The 18,723-nt window shown below is 73.9% G+C and carries 18 protein-coding genes; 6 read left to right on the plus strand and 12 right to left on the minus strand.

Annotation, left to right across the window (positions count from 1 at the left end):
• Positions 1-2: 2 nt before the first annotated feature.
• Genes ACZ6H8_RS01445 through ACZ6H8_RS01485 form a run of 9 tightly spaced genes read right to left on the minus strand, consistent with a single transcriptional unit; the run spans position 3 to position 9,894 of the window.
• Positions 3-1,166 (minus strand): hypothetical protein, encoded by a 1,164-nt coding sequence (locus ACZ6H8_RS01445; RefSeq protein WP_464143658.1) that lies wholly within the window; start codon positions 1,164-1,166, stop codon positions 3-5.
• Complete coding sequence (locus tag ACZ6H8_RS01450; protein WP_464143659.1) at positions 1,163-2,245, minus strand: glycosyltransferase; 1,083 nt, start codon at positions 2,243-2,245, stop codon at positions 1,163-1,165. The genes ACZ6H8_RS01445 and ACZ6H8_RS01450 overlap by 4 nt, the downstream gene beginning before the upstream one ends.
• Complete coding sequence (locus tag ACZ6H8_RS01455; protein WP_464143661.1) at positions 2,242-3,540, minus strand: hypothetical protein; 1,299 nt, start codon at positions 3,538-3,540, stop codon at positions 2,242-2,244. Before ACZ6H8_RS01455 ends, ACZ6H8_RS01450 begins: the two co-directional genes overlap by 4 nt.
• Positions 3,537-4,667 carry a glycosyltransferase family 4 protein gene (locus tag ACZ6H8_RS01460; protein WP_464143663.1) on the minus strand — a complete coding sequence of 377 codons (1,131 nt, stop codon included), beginning with the start codon at positions 4,665-4,667 and terminating at the stop codon, positions 3,537-3,539. Before ACZ6H8_RS01460 ends, ACZ6H8_RS01455 begins: the two co-directional genes overlap by 4 nt.
• Positions 4,664-5,305: an acetyltransferase gene (locus ACZ6H8_RS01465; protein WP_464143665.1), complete on the minus strand. Its 642-nt coding sequence runs from the start codon at positions 5,303-5,305 to the stop codon at positions 4,664-4,666. The genes ACZ6H8_RS01460 and ACZ6H8_RS01465 overlap by 4 nt, the downstream gene beginning before the upstream one ends.
• A complete protein-coding gene (locus tag ACZ6H8_RS01470) occupies positions 5,302-5,919 on the minus strand; it encodes a sugar transferase (RefSeq protein WP_464143667.1) in 618 nt (205 codons plus the stop codon). Before ACZ6H8_RS01470 ends, ACZ6H8_RS01465 begins: the two co-directional genes overlap by 4 nt.
• Positions 5,916-7,025 (minus strand): DegT/DnrJ/EryC1/StrS family aminotransferase, encoded by a 1,110-nt coding sequence (locus ACZ6H8_RS01475; protein WP_464143669.1) that lies wholly within the window; start codon positions 7,023-7,025, stop codon positions 5,916-5,918. The genes ACZ6H8_RS01470 and ACZ6H8_RS01475 overlap by 4 nt, the downstream gene beginning before the upstream one ends.
• Complete coding sequence (locus tag ACZ6H8_RS01480; RefSeq protein ID WP_464143670.1) at positions 7,022-8,743, minus strand: polysaccharide biosynthesis protein; 1,722 nt, start codon at positions 8,741-8,743, stop codon at positions 7,022-7,024. The genes ACZ6H8_RS01475 and ACZ6H8_RS01480 overlap by 4 nt, the downstream gene beginning before the upstream one ends.
• Before the next feature lie 26 nt (positions 8,744-8,769).
• A complete protein-coding gene (locus ACZ6H8_RS01485; RefSeq protein WP_464143672.1) occupies positions 8,770-9,894 on the minus strand; it encodes a GNAT family N-acetyltransferase in 1,125 nt (374 codons plus the stop codon).
• 282 nt (positions 9,895-10,176) lie between these two features.
• Between ACZ6H8_RS01485 and ACZ6H8_RS01490 the strand changes: the two genes are divergently transcribed.
• The 5 genes from ACZ6H8_RS01490 (at position 10,177) to ACZ6H8_RS01510 (ending at position 14,216) form a co-directional block, all read left to right on the plus strand.
• Positions 10,177-10,605, plus strand: a complete 429-nt coding sequence (locus tag ACZ6H8_RS01490) for a MarR family winged helix-turn-helix transcriptional regulator (RefSeq protein ID WP_464143674.1) — start codon at positions 10,177-10,179, stop codon at positions 10,603-10,605.
• A 73-nt stretch (positions 10,606-10,678) separates the two neighbouring features.
• Positions 10,679-11,941, plus strand: a complete 1,263-nt coding sequence (locus ACZ6H8_RS01495; protein ID WP_464143734.1) for an MFS transporter — start codon at positions 10,679-10,681, stop codon at positions 11,939-11,941.
• 153 nt (positions 11,942-12,094) lie between these two features.
• Positions 12,095-12,670: a nitroreductase family protein gene (locus tag ACZ6H8_RS01500; protein WP_464143676.1), complete on the plus strand. Its 576-nt coding sequence runs from the start codon at positions 12,095-12,097 to the stop codon at positions 12,668-12,670.
• A gap of 175 nt (positions 12,671-12,845) precedes the next feature.
• Complete coding sequence (locus ACZ6H8_RS01505) at positions 12,846-13,880, plus strand: glutathione S-transferase family protein (RefSeq protein ID WP_464143678.1); 1,035 nt, start codon at positions 12,846-12,848, stop codon at positions 13,878-13,880.
• An 18-nt stretch (positions 13,881-13,898) separates the two neighbouring features.
• Positions 13,899-14,216 (plus strand): hypothetical protein, encoded by a 318-nt coding sequence (locus ACZ6H8_RS01510; protein WP_464143680.1) that lies wholly within the window; start codon positions 13,899-13,901, stop codon positions 14,214-14,216.
• A 35-nt stretch (positions 14,217-14,251) separates the two neighbouring features.
• Here ACZ6H8_RS01510 and ACZ6H8_RS01515 read toward each other — a convergent pair whose 3' ends face one another.
• The 3 genes from ACZ6H8_RS01515 to ACZ6H8_RS01525 all read right to left on the minus strand — a co-directional run bounded on the left by ACZ6H8_RS01515 (position 14,252) and on the right by ACZ6H8_RS01525 (position 17,436).
• A complete protein-coding gene (locus tag ACZ6H8_RS01515) occupies positions 14,252-15,073 on the minus strand; it encodes an LLM class flavin-dependent oxidoreductase (protein ID WP_464143682.1) in 822 nt (273 codons plus the stop codon).
• Positions 15,074-15,209: 136 nt separating this feature from the next.
• Positions 15,210-15,866 (minus strand): response regulator transcription factor, encoded by a 657-nt coding sequence (locus ACZ6H8_RS01520; protein WP_464143684.1) that lies wholly within the window; start codon positions 15,864-15,866, stop codon positions 15,210-15,212.
• 25 nt (positions 15,867-15,891) lie between these two features.
• A complete protein-coding gene (locus ACZ6H8_RS01525; RefSeq protein WP_464143686.1) occupies positions 15,892-17,436 on the minus strand; it encodes a sensor histidine kinase in 1,545 nt (514 codons plus the stop codon).
• Between the two features lie 99 nt (positions 17,437-17,535).
• Between ACZ6H8_RS01525 and ACZ6H8_RS01530 the strand changes: the two genes are divergently transcribed.
• Complete coding sequence (locus ACZ6H8_RS01530) at positions 17,536-18,651, plus strand: phosphotransferase family protein (protein ID WP_464143688.1); 1,116 nt, start codon at positions 17,536-17,538, stop codon at positions 18,649-18,651.
• The last annotated feature ends 72 nt before the right edge of the window (positions 18,652-18,723 follow it).

Consider the following 18,723-nt stretch of genomic DNA (forward strand, 5'->3'; position numbering starts at 1 on the left):
CGTCACGCCGCACCGGATCCGACGACGTCGGCACGTCGGCGAGCGCGCGACAGCAGCAGGAGCACCACGACGGCGTCGGCGACGGCCGCGACCGTCGCACCCCACAGCACGCCGGGCAGGCCGAGGGTCGAGAGGCCCGCGAACGGCAGCGCGACGCCGAGGACGAGGCTCGACAGGCGGAAGGCCAGCAGCGGACGCGTTTCGAGCCGCGACCGCGCGATCATCTGCGCCGCGTAGAGCGGCATGCTCGCGGCGGTGAACGCCCCGACGACGAGCGCGTGCTCGGCGAGCGCCGCCAGCACGGTGCCCTGCACGAAGGGCATGTGGCCGAGCACGGCGATCGCGCCGCCGACGCCGCCGCCGACGAGCACGCCCGCGGCCACGAGCAGCGCGAGGGAGCGCGGCGCCATCGAGGTGCGCAGCGGCACCGTGGCGAGGATCGGCCGCAGGGGCGAGAGCACGAGCCGCACGGGCACCGCGGCGCTCGACAGCGCCCGGTAGGTGCCGAAGTCGCCGAGGCCGAGCATGGGAGCGAGCAGCAGCGGCACGCCGATGACGCTCGCGTCGAGCATCGCGGCGTCGAGGGCGAGCGCGCGGATGCTGCGCGCGTGGAGCGTCGCCCATCGCCGCAGCGCGCCGCGCTCGCGGCGCGGACGGCGCGAGAGCGCCACGGATGCCGCGGAGCCCAGCAGCCACGCGACGGCGACGGCCGTGAGCGCATCCACGATCTGCGCAGCCGCCGCCCACGTCGCGAGGGTCACGACGAACGCGGCGACGTCCGCGCGTCCGACGTGACGGAGGTCGCCGACGCTCAGCGCGTGGAATCGGGCGCCGAGCCGATACGTCGCGAGGCCGATGGCCGCGGCGAGGATGCACGCCGTCCACGACGCGAGCACGAGCGCGACCGCGAGGCCCGCGATCGTCACGACGGCCGCGAGCGCGACGAGCACGGTCGAGCATCGCGCCCACGGATCGTGGCGGCCGTCGCGCGTCCACGCCTCGCCGACGAGCGTGAGGCTCAGCGACGACGCGAGGCCGTACCCGAGCGTCGCGAGGGCGAACGTGCCGAAGTCGGCAGGACCGAGCGTCAGCACCGCGAGCAGCTGCGCCGTGATGCTCGCGAGCGCGTTCCACACCGTGAGGCGTGCCGCACGACCCCACGTCATCGCGACCGCCTCCCGGCGCGCACGAGCTCGACGGCGTCCAGCACGTCGTCGCCGATGCGGCCCCACGACGACGCCGCCGCCGCGAGGCCGTCTCGCGACGACGCGGCGTACCGCTCGGCGTCGCCGACGACGGCGGCGATGGCATCGGCGAACGCCGACGCCGCCATCGAGGCCGCGACCTCGCCGCCGCCGAGCCCGACCTGCTCGGCGAGCCCGCCGACGGGCGTCGCCACGACGGGGACCCCGCTGCTCCACGCGAGTCCCACGACCCCCGACTGGCTCGCCTCGTCGTACGGCAGCGCGAGCACGTCGAAGCCGAGCACCTCCTGCTGGAGGAGCGCGACGGGCACCCATCGTCGATCGACGGTCGCCGCCGCTGCGGCGAGCGCAGCGTCGTCGAGCGTGAGGGAGCCGGATCCGACGATCGCCACCCTCACGTCCATGCCGCGGGCTCGCAGCGCGGCGACGGCGTCGAGCAGGCGCGGCACGCCCTTGTAGGGCAGGAGCCTGCCGAGGAGCCCGACGACGACCGTGCCGCCGTCCGGCGCCGTGCGCGGCGGGCTCGGCACGCCGAAGGCCGGGTGGACCGTCTGCACGATCGGCGCGTCGGTGCGCGCGCCGACCGACTCGGCGACGCCGCTCGAGAAGACCAGCACGGCGTCGAGCGTGCGCAGCGACCACGCGGCCACCGCGGCCAGCAGCACGCTCTCCTCCCCCGGGTGTCGCGTCGCGTCGTGCACGGCACCCACGACCCGCACCCCCAGTCGCCGCGCGAGCATGCGCGGCAGAATGTGCAGCGGATGGTCCATGACCTCGACGATCACGTCGACGTCCGTGCGACGGCAGAACCTCGCGAGCCGGACGGCGTCGAGCGGCTGCTGCAGCACGCGGACCAGCCGCGATCGGCCGCCGATGCGGAACGTGGGCAGCCGCTGCGCCTCGAGCGACGCCGCGCACTCGCTCGCACGGTCGACGCCGATCGCGAGCGACGCCCGCGGGCGGAGCTCGTCGACGAGGCCCGCGTGCAGCTGCGGCCCTCCCCCGCGCGTGCCCCAGTGCAGCACGAGCACGCGGCTCACGTCGACTCGCGTTCGACGATCGGCCGGCGACGCCATGCGAGGCGCGTCTGCAGGGCACGGCGCCGCTGCCGCAGCAATCCGATCGCGAGGCCCGCGAGCGGCAGCAGCACGACGAGCGGCAGCAGTCGCGCACGCGCGAGGAGGCCGTAGTTGGCGACGCTGATCGTCAGCGCGCCCACGAGCGTCGCCGCGACGATGAGGAGCGCGACGACGACGGCGGAGCGACCGCCGCCTCCCGCCGCGACGAGCACGATCGCGAGCACGACGGTCGCGACCCACACGGCGCCCTCCGCGGCGGCGAGCAGCATGACGGGCGAGAGCGACACCTCCCACGGGAAGGGGCCCGCGAGCACGCGCGGCAGCCCGATGGCGAGGATGTCGAGCAGCGAGTCGCCGCCCTCGAGCGCCGCGCCCGCGAAGGCGCTGTCGGCCGTCGCGAGGTCTCGGTTGCGGAACGCGATCTCGTCGGGGGCCAGCCCGACCGCACCGTCGGCGAGCTGCCACGCCGCGACGGCGAGCAGCGCGACCATCGGCAGCACGAGCGCGAGATGCAGGCTCGGTCGACGACGATGCAGCGCCCACCCGACGAGCACCGCGACCGCGGCCGCCGCGAGCACCGCGGTCGCCGTCGTCTCGCGGATCGGCCAGAGCGCGGCGATCGCGAGCGCCGTGATCGCGAGCGGCACGGGCGTGCGCCGCCGGATCGCGAGGACGACGCCGAGCGCCGCCACCGCGACCGCGAGCGCCGTGATCGTCTCGCGCAGCTCGCGCGGCACCCAGAACGCGATCGTCGGCAGCGTCGCGGTCGCCCACGCCGCGGCCCTCGCGCCCAGCAGCCGCGCCTCGTCGTCGAGCCTCGGGAGCTCGGCGCCCACGTGCATCGCGAGGCGACCGACGACGACGACGAGCGACGCGTGGGCGAGCACGTTGAGCGCGATCGGCACGATCGGCGCGGGCCCCGCGACGGCGTAGACGGCGCCGAGCAGCCACAGGTAGCCCTCCTTGCCGTCGACGTAGTCGAGCTGCGTCTCGGTGATGCCGAGCAGCTGCTCGGCGGCCTGCACGCCCAGGTGGTGCCATGTGACCTCGTCGTCGGCGATCGTGACGTCGACGACGAGCCGCGCGCACAGCACGAGCACCGAGCAGGCGACGGCGACGAGCGCAGGGCGACGCAGCCAGCCGGCCTCGCCGCGCGTCGCAGCACCCAGCAGCAGCGCGCCGACGACGCCGAGCACGAGCAGGCTCGCGACGACCTCGGGGTCGGCGACGCCGTCGAGGATGCCGGGGGCCATCATCGCGATGCCCGCACGCCCACGTGCTCGGCGAGCGTGCGACGCTGAGCGCGCCAGACGTCGACCTGCTCGAACTCCGCGACGACGCGCGCCCGCGCAGCGGAGCCGAGACTGCGGCGCAGCACCGGATCGCGTGCCTCGTCGAGCGCGACCGCGAGCGCCGACGGATCGTCGACGGGCACGATCCACCCGGTCTCGCCGTCGACGACGGCGTCGCGTGCGCCGGTGGCGTCGGTGGTGATCGTCGGCACCTCGAGCGCCGCGGCCTCGAGCACGACGTTGGGGAACCCCTCGCGCCGCGTCGCGAGCACGAGCACGTCGAGCGCGGCGACGATGCCGCGCGGGTCGTCGACGAACGGGACGCGGACGACGTGCGGGCTCGCGGCGAGGCGCCGTTCGACGGCGGCATCCTCGCTCGGTCCGACGACGACGAGCCGCACGGGCGTCGCGAGCAGCGCGACGGCGTCGAGCACGACGTCGATGCCCTTGTCGCGGTGCACGCGCCCGACGAACCCGACGACGAGCGCGTCGTCGTCGCCAGCTCGACCCATCTCGACGGGCGGCTGCGGCAGCACCGCATCCAGCGACCACCGTGCGGTGTCGACGCCGTGCGAGCTGCCCGCACCCGGCACGACGACGTCGCCCGCGATGCCGTGCGCCACGAGCGCGTCGGCGAGGCTCGCGCTGTTCGCGACGACGAGCGTCGACGCGCGCGCCGTCAGCCGCTCGAGCGCGAGCAGCGGGATGCGCGCGGGCCACGCGACGGTCTCGAGCCGCAGCCCCCACACCTGGTAGACGCGTGCTGGCACGCCGAGCGTGCGCGCCGCGAGCATCGCGAGCAGGCTCGCCTTCGGCGTCGCCGCCACGACGACGTCGGGTGCGAGCGCGCGCAGCGTCGCCCGCATCCGCCACAGGGAGCGCAGGTCGGCGAGCGGCGCGGGCTCGCGGCGCATCGCCACGGGGGCGGCGGCGACGCCCTCGCGTGCGGCGAGGCGCGCGAGCGCACCCGTGCTCGACGAGGCGACGACCGTCACGTCCCAGCCGTCGTCGCGCAGCGACGCGAGGTAGCCCCGCAGGAAGGCGGCCGCCGTGACCTCGTCCGTGACGACGAACGCGAGCCGACGGCTCATCGGGCCGGCACGCCCTTGACGGTCGTCGACGGCTCGACGTCGCGTGTGACGCACGCGGCCGCCCCGACCGTCGCGTGCGCGCCGATCGTCAGCCCCTGCAGCACGACGGCGCGCGCGCCGACGACGCTCGCGGCGCCGAGCGTGACGTCGCCGGAGACGACGGCGCCCGCGAGCACCGTCGCGAAGGGACGCAGCGTCACGTCGTGGCCGATGATGCAGCCGGTGCCGAGGTACACGTGCTCGCCGATCTCGACGTTCGACGCGATCTGCGCCCCCGGTCCGACGATCGCCCCGGGCCCGAGCCGCACGAGGCTGCCGAGCGTCGCCGTGGGATGCACGACCTCCGGGCTCCTGCGCGCCGAGTCGCCGAGCGTGAGGTGCACGCGCGCACGCGCGGCTGGGTCGCCGATCGCGATGATGCAGTCGGCGCCGCTGCGATTCGCCGCCCACTCGGCCACGGTGCCGAGCAGCGGCATCTCGCGCGCGGCCATCCGGCCGGCGTTCACGACCGACGGGCCGTCGTCGACGATGCCGAGCACGCGGTAGCGACGCGGCTGCTGCCGGTTGCATGCCTCGACGATGTCGAGCACCTCCCGGCCGAGCCCTCCTGCGCCGACGATGACGATCGTGCGGGTCATGCTCGCCCCGTTCCGAGGAACTCCGGTGCGCTGAAGTGCCCCTGCATCGCGATGCCGTCGCGGCGCGCGACCTGCAGCATCGTCTCGGCGACGATGCGCGCATCGAGCGCGGGGCTGCGGCGCTCGACGTACTCGACGTCGAGGGCGAGGCGGCGCTCCCAGTCGAGCGCGTTGCGCCCCCGCACCTGCGCGAGCCCCGTGATCCCCGGCCGCACGTCGTGCCGACGCGCCTGCACGGCGTCGTACCTCGGCAGGTAGCGCAGCTCGAGCGGCCTCGGCCCCACGAGGCTCATGTCGCCGCGCACCACGTTCCACAGCGACGGCAGCTCGTCGAGGCTCGTCGCCCGCAGCCCCGCACCGAGCCGCGTGACGCGATCCTCGTCGCGCACGAGCCCGCGCGCCTCGTCGATCGAGAGCATGCTGCGGAACTTGACGAGCGTGAACGTGCGCCCGTGGATGCCGGGCCGCGGATGCCGGAAGAGCACGGGACGCCCGAGCCCCACCGCGACGACGAGCGCGACGAGCAGCAGCAGCGGCGCGAGCACGACGAGTGCCACGAGGGCGACCGACAGGTCGACGACGCGCTTCACGCGGTCGTAGGCGACGGGGCTCATGCCCGCAGCCGTTCGTCGAGCACGGCGCAGACGCGGTCGATGTCGTCGGCCGACATGCTGGAGCCGCTCGGCAGCGTGACGCCCGTGCGCGACATCCGCTCGCTCACCGCGCCCCCGTGCACGCGCAGCCGACGATGGGCGGGTTGCAGGTGCATGGGCCTCCAGAGGGGTCGTGCCTCGACGTCGGCGGCGGCGAGGTGGTCGAGCAGGGCGGCTGCCTCGTGCTCCGTGGGCAGCAGCAGCGCCGTCAGCCAGCAGCTGTCGGCATCGTCGTCGTCGCCGAGCACGTGCGCGGTCGTGCCGGATGCGACGGCGCGGTAGCGCGCGCGGATGGCCGTGCGGCGCAGGATCATGCCGTCGAGCCGTTCGAGCTGCGCGCGACCGAGCGCGGCGAGCACGTTGCTCATGCGGTAGTTGAAGCCGACCTCGTGGTGCTCGTAGTGCAGCACGGGCTCGCGCGCGTGCCCGGCGAGGTGCCGAGCCCGATCGGCGATGCGGGCGTCGTCGGTGAGGAGCATGCCCCCTCCCGACGTCGTCATGATCTTGTTGCCGTTGAACGACACGATCGAGACGGCGCCGAACGAGCCCGCCTGCCTGCCTGCGCGACGCGCGCCGAGCGACTCGGCGGCGTCGACGACGACGGGGATGCCGTGCGCGGCGGCGAGCGGCTCGATCGCCGCGTAGTCGGCGGTGCCGCCCAGCAGGTCGACCGGCACGATCGCCGCGACGACGGCGCCCTCGCCGCGGAGCCGGTCGAGCGCCTCGGACAGGAGGGCGGCGTCGATCATGCCGTCGTCGCCGCAGTCGACGAGCACGGGCGTCGCCCCCGTGTAGAGGATCGCGTTGACGGTCGCGACGAACGTCAGCGTCGCCGTGACGACGACGGTGCCGGCGCGCGCGCCCACCGCGAGCAGCGCGAGGTGCAGCGCGGCGGTGCCCGACGACACGGCGACGCCGTGCGCGACGCCGACGCGATTGGCGAGCGAGCGCTCGAACGCCTCGAGCTCGGGACCGGCGGGGGCGACCCAGCCGGACTCGACAGCACGGACGACCGCGAGCCGCTCGTGCTCGCCGACGTCGGGTGGGGACAGGAAGATGCGGGTCATGTGACGACGCCTCTCGGCACGGGGCCCAGCCACCCGAGACGCACCGAGGCGAGCGACTCCGGGTCGAGCGCGGGCACGGACGTGTGGGAGATGAGCGGATGGAAGGGCCGCTGGTCGAGCTCGTCGACGCCGAGCAGGCGCTCGTGCAGCTTCTCGCCCTGCCGCAGCCCCGTGAAGACGATCTCGACGTCCCTGCCCGACATCGCGATCATGCGCTCGGCGATGTCGAGGATGCGCACGGGCTCGCCCATGTCGAGCACGAGCACCTCGCCGCCCGCGCCGATCGCGCTCGCCTGGATGACGAGCTGGCACGCCTCGGGGATCGTCATGAAGTAGCGGGTCACGTCCGGGTGCGTGACCGTGAGGGGCCGGCCCTCGGCGATGAGTCGCGCGAACAGCGGCACCATCGACCCACGGGAGCCGAGCACGTTGCCGAACCGCACGGAGAGGTACCTGCCGCCCGTGCGCTGCGCGTGCGACGCGGTCAGCGCCTCCGCGAGCCGCTTCGAGCGACCGAGCACGCTCGTGGGGTCGGCGGCCTTGTCGGTGGAGATGTTGACGAAGGTGCGCACGCCCGCTGCTGCCGCGGCCTCGAGCACGTTGCGCGTACCGAGCACGTTCGTCTTCCACGCTTCCTCGGGGTAGCGCTCGAGCAGCGGCAGGTGCTTCAGGGCCGCCGCATGCAGCACGATGTCCGGGCGCAGCTCGAGCATGAGCGCCGCGATCGCGTCGCGATCGCGGATGTCGGCGAGCACGACGCTGGGGCTCGTGAGCAGTCCGTCGCCGTGCAGGTCGACCTGCAGCGACTGCAGCACCGTCTCGTCGCGGTCGAGCATGAGCAGCTCGGCGGGCCGCAGCCGGTGGAGCTGCCTGCACAGCTCGGCGCCGATCGAGCCACCCGCGCCCGTCACGAGCACGCGCCTGCCCTCGACGACGTCGGAGACGCGCGAGAGGTCGGTGTCGATCGGTCGCCTGCCGATGAGGTCGGCGACCTCGACGTCGCGCAGGTCGACGAGCTGGGTGCGGCCGCCGAGCACCTCGGCGAGCGACGGGAACACCTTCGTCGCGAGCCCCGCGGAGGTCGCTGCGGCCGTCGCACGCTGCAGGAGCGCCGCATCGGCGTGCGCGACGGCGACGACGAGCGTCGTCGCTCGCGTCGCCGTCGCCGTCCTGGCGAGGTCGGCGAGCGTGCCGAGCACGCGGACGCCCTCGACGTCGCGGTTCGCGACGCGCGGGTCGTCGTCGAGCATGCCGACCGCGACGAACGTCGACGAGTCGTCTGCGTGCATCTGGTGGACGCTGACGGCACCGAGCGATCCTGCGCCGTAGACGAGCGCGCGCTCGTGCCTCGCGCGGCGCCGCACGACGTCGAGCACCTGCTCGACGACGTGCCTGCTCGCGGCGTGCAGCACGATCGCGAGCAGCGTCGCCGTGGGCACGAGCACGACGGGCAGCATGCCGCCGACCGCCACGACGGCCGCGAGGGTGCCCGCGACGCCGCACGCGACGAACGACGTGACGCTCACGAGCAGCGACGGCATGGCGGCGAAGGGGCTGCGCAGCCGCAGGCGCATCGCGACGCGACCCGCGAGCAGCTGCATCGTCGCGAGCGCGAGCGTCGCGACGAGGACGGCGAGCAGGGAGGCATCCCCGACGAGCAGCTGCGCACTCCACGCTGCGCCGAGCATCCCGACGACCCATGCGCCGGACTCGATCATGGGGCCGACGACCCCGGGCCCGAGCCTCACCGCGCCACCGCCGCGGGCGCCCGGTACCTGGGGAAGTGCTCGACCGCGTCGTCGAGCCCGACGCTGAGCGCCGCGTACGCGTCGACGTCGTGGATGCGCTCGGCGGTGCGGAACGGCACGATGCCGGTCGGTGCGAAGCGGCGCTTGAACCGCTCGATGCCGTCGCCGGGCCGGTGCCCGCCGCCGAGGACGAGATCGGTCACGCCGTGGGCGCGCCCCCAGCGCATGAGCTCGACCTTCACGAGGTCGTTGGGCCGCAGGGCGTACGCGTCGACGTCGGAGCCGCCGAGGAACGAGAACAGCCGCGTGCCGGACAGCAGCAGCAGCTCGGCGGCGACCACGACGGATCCGTGGGACGCGGCGGCGACGACCACGTGGTCGGCGAGCTCGTCGGCGAGCCGGTCGAACGTCTCGGCCGGGAATCGGTACCGCTCGTGCGCCTCGCGACGCTGCATCGTGATGGCGTAGATGCGGGCGAGGTCGGGCAGCAGGCGCGGACCGCGATCGACCTCCACGCGCACGCCCTGGCTCTGGGCGCGTCGCACGTTCTTGCGCACCGACCGGTCGACGTCGGCCCAGATCGCATCCCACTCGGGACGCAGGTCGCACACGACGTTCGTCGATCGCACGCGCACGCCGTCGGGGAACGGCGCGATGGCGTCGTCGAACAGGTGGATGCGGTGGAACTCCGACACGACGCCCGCGCTGCGGCACCACGCGTCGAACTCGGCCCAGAACTCCTCGACGGGGGGCGCGACGCCCCACGTGAAGGCGCCGCCGTAGCCGTAGGCCCCGACGACGTCGGCGCCGAGCGCGTTCCGCTGCAGCGTGAAGGGCAGCGCGACGGTGCCGTCGTCGAGCGAGAGCACCGCGAGTCGCGCCTCGGCGGCGTCGCACGATGCGTGCCGCGTGCAGTGTCCCCCGAAGCGTGCCCCGGCTGTTCCCCCGTCTCCGAGGGCCAGACCCGCGTCGTCGAGCGGCGTCGGGCGGGGTGCGCAGAGGGGCGCGAAGAGCTCGACGAACGTCGGGTGCGCGAAGGGCTCGGGCGTCGGCCAGCCGGCCAGCACCTGCAGCCAGCGGCGGCGGCCAGACGGTTCGGGGCCGAGGACCTCCATGCGCATCGCCCACCTCCATCGTGTGCTCGTCGCCGTCCGCGGATCTGGCTGCGGGGCGGTCGATGCCTGGCCGACGACGCCGGCCCTGCTCCGCCTCCCCCGCTGCCGAGATGCGGTGTCGTTGGTATAGCAGCGCGGCGCGCTCGGCCGTCGAGCGCGAGGCGAACCGCAGGGAACGAGGGGTACAGGTGGACGGGTCGACCCACGTCGTCGCGCGCGTTCGGGAGCCTCGCCGCCGCGAGCGCTCGCTGGCGCGTCGGCTGGAGATTCGTTAGGCTAACGAATGGCATGCCTCGTTCTCTCGCACTCTCCAACGACCTCCGCATCGCCGTCGCGCGCCTGAGCAGGCGCCTGCGCCGATCGGTCGCCGACGAGACGCTCGGCTTCCCCCACATGTCGGCGCTCGGCACCATGCAGAAGTGCGGCCCCGTCACGCTGCAGGAGCTCAGCGCGAAGGAGCGCGTGACGCCGCCGAGCATGCTGCGCACCGTGCAGGGCCTCGTCGACCACGGCTACGTCGACCGCACGCCGCACGAGACCGACGGGCGCAAGCAGCTGCTCGTCATCACGGACGCCGGCCAGCAGATGATCGACGAGACCCGCAGGCGCCGCAACGCGTGGCTCGCGACGCGGCTCGACGCCCTCACTGCCGACGAGCGCGCGACGCTGCACGACGCCGCGCGCATCATGGAGCGCATCGCCGAGTCCGACGCATGATCGTCGGCACCCCGCATCCCACCCACGACCGCACCCGGCTGCACGGCCCCGTCGCGACGGAGGCCCACGCGTGATGTTCCGCTCCCTGCGCCTGTTCAACTACCGGACCTGGTTCGTCGGCGCCCTCATCTCGAACGTCGGCGCATGGATGCAGGCGACCGCGATCTCGTGGATCACCCTCACCGAGCTCACCGACCAGGACGCCACGGCCGTCGGCGTCACCATGGCGCTGCAGTTCGGTCCGCAGCTGCTGCTCGTGCCGATCTCCGGCCTCGTCGCCGACCGCTTCCCGAAGCGCAACGTGCTCCTCGTGACGCAGTCGACGCTCGGCGTGCTGTCGCTCGCGCTCGGCGTCCTCGCCGTGACCGGCGTGCTCGAGCTGTGGATGGTGTGGTGCTTCGCAGCCCTGTTCGGCTCGACGCAGGCCTTCGACAACCCCGCGAGGCAGGCCTTCGTCTCCGAGATCGTCGGCCAGGACCACATCTCGAACGCCGTCGCGCTGAACTCCGCCTCGTTCCACGGCGCCCGACTCGTAGGCCCCGCCGTCGCCGGCCTGTCGATCGCGCTCATCGGCGCCGGCCCCGTCTTCCTGCTCAACGCCTTCACGTTCGTCGCGATGATCGTCGCGCTGCTGCGACTGCGCCGTGGCGAGCTGCAACCCGCGCCCCGCGGCGCCCGCGGCTTCGGCGACATCGTGCAGGGCATGAAGTACGTCGGCAGGCGGCACGACATCGTCATCGTCATGGTCATGGCGTTCACGCTCGGCACGTTCGGGCTCAACTTCCCGATCTTCATCTCCACGATGACGGTGGAGTTCGGCGCCGACGCCGACACGTTCGGGCTGCTGTCGTCGTCGATGGCGATCGGATCCGTCTCCGGCGCCCTGCTCGCCGCCCGCTCGGAGCGACCACGGTGGACGCTCGTCATCGGAGGTCTCGGCGCGTTCGCCCTCGCGTGCGCCGCGCTCGCGTGGGTGCCGAACCTGTGGCTGTTCGCCGCAGGCCTCGCCCTCGCGGGCTTCACGGCGCAGCTGTTCATGACGAACGCGAACTCGACGGTGCAGCTGTCGACGGCACCCGAGATGCGCGGCCGCGTCATGGCGCTGTACTCGGCGGTGTTCCTCGGCGGCACCCCCATCGGCGCCCCCATCGTCGGCTGGGTCGCGGACGCGTACGGGCCCCGCTGGGCGATCATGGTCGCGGTCCTGACCGCCCTCATCGCCTTCGCGATCGGGGCGGTCTGGTGGACGCGGCAACGTCGCGCCGACCGCATGAGCCGCACGGGCACCCTCACCCTGCTCGCACCCACCGAGGAGCTGCAGACGACGAAGTCCTAGATGGCCGTGCGTCTCGCGGGCCACCATCACGGTCGCGAGGCCACGAGGTGATCGTTCGGATTCGAACGAATCGGGAATGCTGACGGGCGCGGATCGTTGGACTCCACGGGTCAACGGCGACCGGTCCATCCGTCCACGAATCCAGGAGCCGACATGACGATCGTCGACCGCACCGCCCCCACCGACCACGACATCCTCGACGTGCTGCAGGCACGCTGGAGCCCCCGCGCCTACGAGCCCGTGCCCGTCGACGAGGCCCTCCTGTCGAAGGCCATCGAGGCCGCCAGGTGGAGCCCGAGCGCCTACAACGCGCAGCCCTGGCGCTTCGTCGTCGCACGCCGCGGCACCGACGCGTTCGACCGCATCGTGTCGACCCTCGCCGAGTTCAACCAGCAGTGGGCGCCCAACGCGTCGGTGCTCATCCTCGCGATCGCCGAGATCGAGTCGGAGGAGGGCCGCGCGAACGGCACGGCCGTCTACGACCTCGGCCAGGCCGTCGCGCACCTGTCGGTGCAGGCGCACGCCGACGGCCTCGTCGTGCACCAGATGTCGGGATTCGACGCCGACGCCGCCCGCGAGGCGTTCGGCCTCGAGCAGCGCCTGCAGCCCGTGACCGTCGTGGCGCTCGGCACCCTCGGCGACGCCGATGCGCTCGGCGAGGTGCTGCGCGAGCGCGAGCACGCACCCCGCGCGCGCAAGCCGCTGTCGGAGATCCTCGTCGGCGCCTGACCCGCCAGGCGCTCGGTCGCGCCGCCCACGAGACTCCGAGTCACCGCGATCGGGCAGTCGTCGCAGCTTCGAGCGTCGCCTCGCTACGACGGCTGCCCGATCGGACGACAGCAGCGACCGATCACGGATCCGGGCGCTGGGCGCGCACATGGGCACTGCGCGTAGCGTGAGCACCATGCCCTCCGACTACGTCGCCCCCGGCCAGGAGTACACGCGCGACACCGCGTACATCGAGTCGCGCATCACCGCAGACGGCGCCGACGGCTGGCCCGTCGAGGCCGGCCGCTACCGGCTCGTCGTCGCTCGCGCGTGCCCCTGGGCCAACCGCATGCTCATCGTGCGCCGCCTCCTCGGGCTCGAGGATGCGCTGTCGGTGGGCATGTGCGGACCCACGCACGACGCGAGGTCGTGGACGTTCGACCTCGACCCCGGCGGCGTCGACCCCGTGCTCGGCATCGAGCGGCTGCAGGAGGCGTACTTCCGGCGGACGCCCGACTACCCGAAGGGCATCACCGTGCCCGCGATCGTCGACATCCCCACCGGCGCCGTCGTCACGAACGACTTCCCGCAGATGACGCTCGACCTGTCGACCGAATGGCGTGCGCACCACCGCGACGGCGCCCCCGACCTGCTGCCCGCGGCGCAGCGGGAGGAGATGGATGCGGTGATGCGCCGCGTCTACACCGAGGTGAACAACGGCGTGTACCGGTGCGGGTTCGCCGGATCCCAGGCGTCGTACGACGCCGCGTACGACCGGCTGTGGACCGCGCTCGACTGGCTCGAGGAGCGGCTCGCCACACGCCGGTTCCTCATGGGCGGATCGATCACCGAGGCCGACGTGCGTCTCTTCACGACGCTGGCGCGCTTCGACCCCGTCTACCACGGGCACTTCAAGGCGAATCGGCAGCGGCTCACCGAGATGCCGAACCTGTGGGCGTACGCCCGCGACCTGTTCACGACGCCCGGCTTCGGCGACACGACCGACTTCGCGCAGATCAAGGAGCACTACTACGTGGTGCACGAGGACGTGAACCCGTCGGGCATCGTGCCGAAGGGCCCGGCGCTCGAGGGCTGGCTCGAGCCGCACGGCCGCGAGGAGCTCGGCGGCTCGCCGTTCGGCGACGGCACGCCTCCCCCGCCGCCGCGCGACGACGAGCTCGTGCCGCAGCACGCGACCCCGCTGCCTGGCGGGGTGGCCCCCACCGCCTGAGGCTGCGAGGATCGGAGCATGACCCGGATGCTCGCACGCGTCGTCGCCGTCGCGGCGGTCGTCGCGATGCTCGCGGGGCTCACCTGGGGCGTCGCGTCGGCCATGGCGCACCTGCAGGACTCGGCGGGCACGGCGACGGGTGCCGCGCCGATCGTGGGGCCGGGCACGACCGCGACGCCCACCGAGCCCACCCCGAGCGAGGCGCCCGCGGAGCCTGCACCGACGCAGCCCACCACCGAGCCCGCACCGGTCGCGCCCGCGCCCGTCGCCCCCGTCGCCCCACCTGGCGACGACGACGATGACGACGACTTCGACGACGACCTCGACGACGACTGACGCCGCCGGGCACCTGACCGTCGGACCCTGACGGCTCAGCTCCCTTGCACGGCCTCCCGCGCCGCCGCGACGACCGGCACGGCGTCGAGGAGGCGCGCATCCCCGATCGGCGGGCCGCCGTCGGCCTCGACGATGCAGACCGCGACGCTCGTCGCCCCGACGCCCTCGAGCGCCCGCACCTGCGTGGCGATGACGTCGACCGTCGCGTCGACGGGGACCGACAGGAACACGACCGCGGCGGGCTCGCCGTCGCGGCCGGCCGCGCGCCGCGCGTCGCGCACGGCGTCGATGCGCTCGCGGGCGGCTTCGACGTCGGCGCCCTCGGTGAGGATGACGCCGTCGCCGTGCTCGCCAGCGAGCTCGAGCGTGCGTGGGCGGATGGCGCCGACGAGCAGCGGTGGCACGACCTCGGGCGGCCACCGCAGCGCGACGTCGTCGAGGCGCACGTAGCGTCCGTCGCTCGTCACGGTCTCACCGCCCAGCAGCGACCGCAGCGCGTCGACGTGCTCGCGCAGCAGCGTGAGCGGCGAGTCGACGCGCACGCCCGCCTGCCCCATCCACTCGAGCACGCCGTGACCGAAGCCGGGCAGCAGCCGCCCGGGGAACAGGCGCGCGAGCGTCGCGACCTCCATGGCCTCGAGCGCGACGGTGCGCAGCGGCACCGGCATGAGGCCGATGCCGACGCGGATGCGCGGCGTCCACGCGAGCACGGCGGCTGCAGCGGCGACGCCGGACTCGGCGAAGCAGTCCTCCCACACCCACAGCTCGTCGAGCCCCGCTGCATCGGCGGCGACCGCGACGTCGCGGTAGCGCTCGGGCGGTTGATCGGGAGGGAGGATGAGCGCGACGTCGACCATGCCCAGACGCTACCTCCGACCTCCGACCCCGCGCGCAGAGTGCGTTTCGCAGGCGATCTGGGGTAGCCGAGGGAAGATGCCCCTCGAACCACCGTGATCGCCTGCACGACGCAATCCGCAGACACGTCGGCGCGGGTCAGCGGAAGCGGTAGCCCATGCCACGCACCGTCTCGATGCGCTCGGCGCCGAGCTTCGCACGCAGGTACCGCACGTACACGTCGACGACGTTCGAACCCGGGTCGAAGTCGAACCCCCACACTCGCGACAGCAGCTGCTCGCGCGAGAGCACGTTGCCGCGATTGCGCATGAGCTCCTCCGCGAGCGCGAACTCCCGAGCCGACAGGTCGACCTCGCGTCCGTCGAGCCGGGCGCGCCGCGTGCGCACGTCGAGCGTCACGCCATCGGCCTCGACCTCCGTCGACGCCACCGCCCCCTCACGGCGGATGCGCAGGCGGATGCGGGCGAGCAGCTCGTCGAAGCGGAACGGCTTCGGCACGTAGTCGTCGGCGCCGCCCTCGAGGCCCGCGACGGTGTCGGAGGCCGACGAGCGCGCCGTGAGCATGATGACCGGCACCGTCGCGCCCGAGCCGCGCAGCCGCTCGAGCACCTCGAAGCCGTCGATGCCGGGCAGGCCGACGTCGAGCACGACGAGGTCGAACTCGTCGCTGAGGGCGAGGTCGAGCGCTGCCGTGCCCGTCGCCGCGACGGTCGTGGCGAAGCCAGCGGCGCGCAGACCCTTCTCGACGAACGCGCTGATGCGCTCCTCGTCCTCGGCGATCAGGATCGACGGCATCGGCTTCCCCTCGGTCGTCGCGTGGTCACGCGTGCTCCCCATCCTCGCCGACGACCGACGGGCGCCGCGTGGACGCGCCCGCCTCCGAGGTCCGGTCGGCGGCGGATGCGTCGGAGGGCGATGCGTCGGCGGCGGCGGATGCATCGGCGAGCGACGCATCGAGCGGCACCGCGACGACGAACGCCGATCCACCCGTGACGGCGTCCTCGACGCGTGCGGTGCCACCGTGCGCCTCCGCGATGCGACGCACGATCGCGAGGCCGAGCCCGCTGCCAGCCTTGCCGCGGCCGGTCTCCACGCGTCGGAACCGCTCGAAGACGGCCTCCTTCTGCGCGTCGGGCACGCCGGGCCCCGCATCCTGCACGATGAGCTCGACGCGGTCGCCAGCACGCCGCGATGCGACCGTGACCACGCCGCCCGCATGCGTGACGGCGTTCTGCACGAGCTGCAGCATCGCCTGCGTGATGCGCTCGACGTCGAGCACCGCGACGACGGGCGTCGTCGACCCGAGCCGCACCGTCGCGCCGTCGATGCCGGAGGCCGTCGCCGCGATCTGCTCGGTGAGCTCGGCGACGTCGGTGGGTCGGAAGCGGTACGTCTCGACGACGTCGACGCTCGATGCGCGCTGGATGTCGCCGACGAGGCCCGCCATGCGGTCGAGCTCCGAGATGGCGATGTCGCGCGTCTGCTCGACGTCGCCCCGGTCGGTCGCATCCATGAGCTCGAGGTGGCCGCGCACGATCGTGACGGGCGTCTTCAGCTCATGGCCGACGTCGTCGAGCAGCCGCCGCTGCGCCGTCAGCGCGCCGTCGAGCCGATCGAGCATCGCGTTCACGGTGACGCCAAGCTGCGACACGTCGTCGTTGCCGGTGACGGGCACCCGCTCCGACACCCCCGACGCGGCGATGCGCTCGGCGAGCAGGCGCAGGTCGCGGATGGGGCGCAGCAGCCGGCCGGCGATCGCGAAGCCGATGACGACGACGGCGAGCACGCCGATCGCGGCAGCGACGAGGAACACGGAGGCGGCATCGTCGAGCTCTGCGAGCTCGGCGGCGAGGTCGTAGCCCATGACGAAGATCGCCGTCGACGTGCCGGCCTCCCCCGTCACCTCCAGCGGCACCGCCACGTAGCGCAGGGTGACGCCGTCGTCGACGATCGTGCCGAGCACGACGGCCGCGCCACCGGTCTCGGCGGAGACGCGCTCCGGCAGGCCGGCGATGTCGGCGAGCCGCACGTCCATCGTCACGCCGGGCTCGAGGGCAGCCTGACCGGCGACGACCCCGAGCGCACCCGTGTGGTCGTCCGGTGCGATGCGCGACAGCGCCGTGGCGAGCAGCTCGTCGGCGCCCTGCCACCCCGTCGCGTCGCCAGGCGGGTCGGCGGCGAGCTCGCGCACCGACTCCACGGCGGTCTGCAGCTGCGCGTCGACCTGGTCGAGGATGCGGTTGCGTTCGACGAGGTAGGCCGTGACGCCGGCGGCGAGCACGGCGAGCGCCGAGATGAGCCCGAGCGCCGCGACGATGCGGGTGCGCACGCTCACGACCGGCAGTCGCCCGCGCCCCTCGCTCATGCACCCATCCTGCCCGTCGCGTCACGGCAGCGTGACGCACATGAGAGAGGTCTCACGCAAGGTCAGCGCCCGCCCAGCGCCGGCTGGGAGGATGCTGTCATGGAGTCGCAGCTGCTCGAGCAGGCGCTCGGTCGACCCGGGCGTCTCGTCTCGCGTGACCCGTTCGGCGCGGGCGTCATCGCGGGCTTCGAGGTCGACGACGACGACACGCTGCTGACCTACTTCGTCGACACCTCCGGCGACGCCGTGCCCGAGGAGACGGGCATGGTGCTGAAGGTCGGCGACGCCGTGACGGCGCGCATCTGGCTGCACCCGGCAGATCCGCGCCTGCCGACCCTGCCCGTCGCCGCGTTCGGCGAGTCGGCCGCGAGGCTGCTGGAGCGCTTCGGCATCTCGGGCACGTTCGAGTCCGAGATCGTCGCCTACCGCCCTGGCAAGCGCGCGGTGCTGCGCCTGCGCGGCGCCGACGGCGACCACTTCCTGAAGATCGTGCCGCCCGGCGTCACCGAGCACATCGCGCAGCTGCACTCGGCGTTCGCGCAGGCGGGCGTGCCCGTGCCGCGCATCCCCAGGTGGGCGCCGCAGGGCTGCATGCTCATCGAGCAGGCGCACGGCACCCCCGGGCCGAAGGCCGCGACGCGACTCGCACCCGACGCGCTGCTCGCGGCCGTCGACGTCGCGAGGGTCGGGCTCGAGCGCGCGGATGTGACGGGTGCCGCCCGGCCGGCGCTCGCGTCGCGCATCGACTGGTACGCGGCCCGGCTCGCGCAGGCGTGGCCGCAGCGCACCGACGTCGCCACCCGCATCCGCGACGCCGTGCACCAGCGGCGCCGCGACGTGACGCTGCCGGTCGTCGTGCACGGCGACCTGCACCTTGGGCAGCTGTTCTTCGCAGACGACGGCACGGTGAGCGGCCTCATCGACGTCGACACCGCGGGCGTCGGCGATCGCGACGAGGACTCCGCGGCGTTCATCGGTCACGCGCGCACGAGCGCGCTGCTCACGGAGTCCGCCGGCCGCACCGAGGCGGCGCTCGCGCTGCACGTGCTCGCCGACGTCGCGTCGGCGCGCTGGCTCGACGGCCCGCACTCGCGCGCGCTCACGGCGGCGCACCTCGTCGCGCATGCGGTGTCTGCGGTCGAGCAGGGCGCGCACGAGCGCGCCGAGCGGATGCTCGAGGAGGCCGCGCGCCTCGTGGAGGTCGCAGGGCCCTAGCCTGCGGGCGCGGGACCCCGCCTCGGCCGCGTCTCGTGCACCGCATCCCGTGCGCCGTCGCAGGGTGAGAGG

Source organism: Agrococcus sp. AC640b (assembly GCF_979255995.1).

What these genes read in the sequence shown, in the direction of transcription:
- ACZ6H8_RS01475 (WP_464143669.1), bottom strand. Translation starts at nt 7,025, where the DNA reads ATGACCCGCATCTTCCTGTCCCCACCCGACGTCGGCGAGCACGAGCGG.
- ACZ6H8_RS01490 (WP_464143674.1), top strand. Translation starts at nt 10,177, where the DNA reads ATGCCTCGTTCTCTCGCACTCTCCAACGACCTCCGCATCGCCGTCGCG.
- ACZ6H8_RS01525 (WP_464143686.1), bottom strand. Translation starts at nt 17,436, where the DNA reads ATGAGCGAGGGGCGCGGGCGACTGCCGGTCGTGAGCGTGCGCACCCGC.
- ACZ6H8_RS01500 (WP_464143676.1), top strand. Translation starts at nt 12,095, where the DNA reads ATGACGATCGTCGACCGCACCGCCCCCACCGACCACGACATCCTCGAC.
- ACZ6H8_RS01510 (WP_464143680.1), top strand. Translation starts at nt 13,899, where the DNA reads ATGACCCGGATGCTCGCACGCGTCGTCGCCGTCGCGGCGGTCGTCGCG.
- ACZ6H8_RS01505 (WP_464143678.1), top strand. Translation starts at nt 12,846, where the DNA reads ATGCCCTCCGACTACGTCGCCCCCGGCCAGGAGTACACGCGCGACACC.
- ACZ6H8_RS01495 (WP_464143734.1), top strand. Translation starts at nt 10,679, where the DNA reads ATGTTCCGCTCCCTGCGCCTGTTCAACTACCGGACCTGGTTCGTCGGC.
- ACZ6H8_RS01470 (WP_464143667.1), bottom strand. Translation starts at nt 5,919, where the DNA reads ATGAGCCCCGTCGCCTACGACCGCGTGAAGCGCGTCGTCGACCTGTCG.
- ACZ6H8_RS01480 (WP_464143670.1), bottom strand. Translation starts at nt 8,743, where the DNA reads ATGATCGAGTCCGGCGCATGGGTCGTCGGGATGCTCGGCGCAGCGTGG.
- ACZ6H8_RS01460 (WP_464143663.1), bottom strand. Translation starts at nt 4,667, where the DNA reads ATGAGCCGTCGGCTCGCGTTCGTCGTCACGGACGAGGTCACGGCGGCC.
- ACZ6H8_RS01530 (WP_464143688.1), top strand. Translation starts at nt 17,536, where the DNA reads ATGGAGTCGCAGCTGCTCGAGCAGGCGCTCGGTCGACCCGGGCGTCTC.
- ACZ6H8_RS01515 (WP_464143682.1), bottom strand. Translation starts at nt 15,073, where the DNA reads ATGGTCGACGTCGCGCTCATCCTCCCTCCCGATCAACCGCCCGAGCGC.
- ACZ6H8_RS01455 (WP_464143661.1), bottom strand. Translation starts at nt 3,540, where the DNA reads ATGATGGCCCCCGGCATCCTCGACGGCGTCGCCGACCCCGAGGTCGTC.
- ACZ6H8_RS01465 (WP_464143665.1), bottom strand. Translation starts at nt 5,305, where the DNA reads ATGACCCGCACGATCGTCATCGTCGGCGCAGGAGGGCTCGGCCGGGAG.
- ACZ6H8_RS01520 (WP_464143684.1), bottom strand. Translation starts at nt 15,866, where the DNA reads ATGCCGTCGATCCTGATCGCCGAGGACGAGGAGCGCATCAGCGCGTTC.
- ACZ6H8_RS01485 (WP_464143672.1), bottom strand. Translation starts at nt 9,894, where the DNA reads ATGCGCATGGAGGTCCTCGGCCCCGAACCGTCTGGCCGCCGCCGCTGG.
- ACZ6H8_RS01445 (WP_464143658.1), bottom strand. Translation starts at nt 1,166, where the DNA reads ATGACGTGGGGTCGTGCGGCACGCCTCACGGTGTGGAACGCGCTCGCG.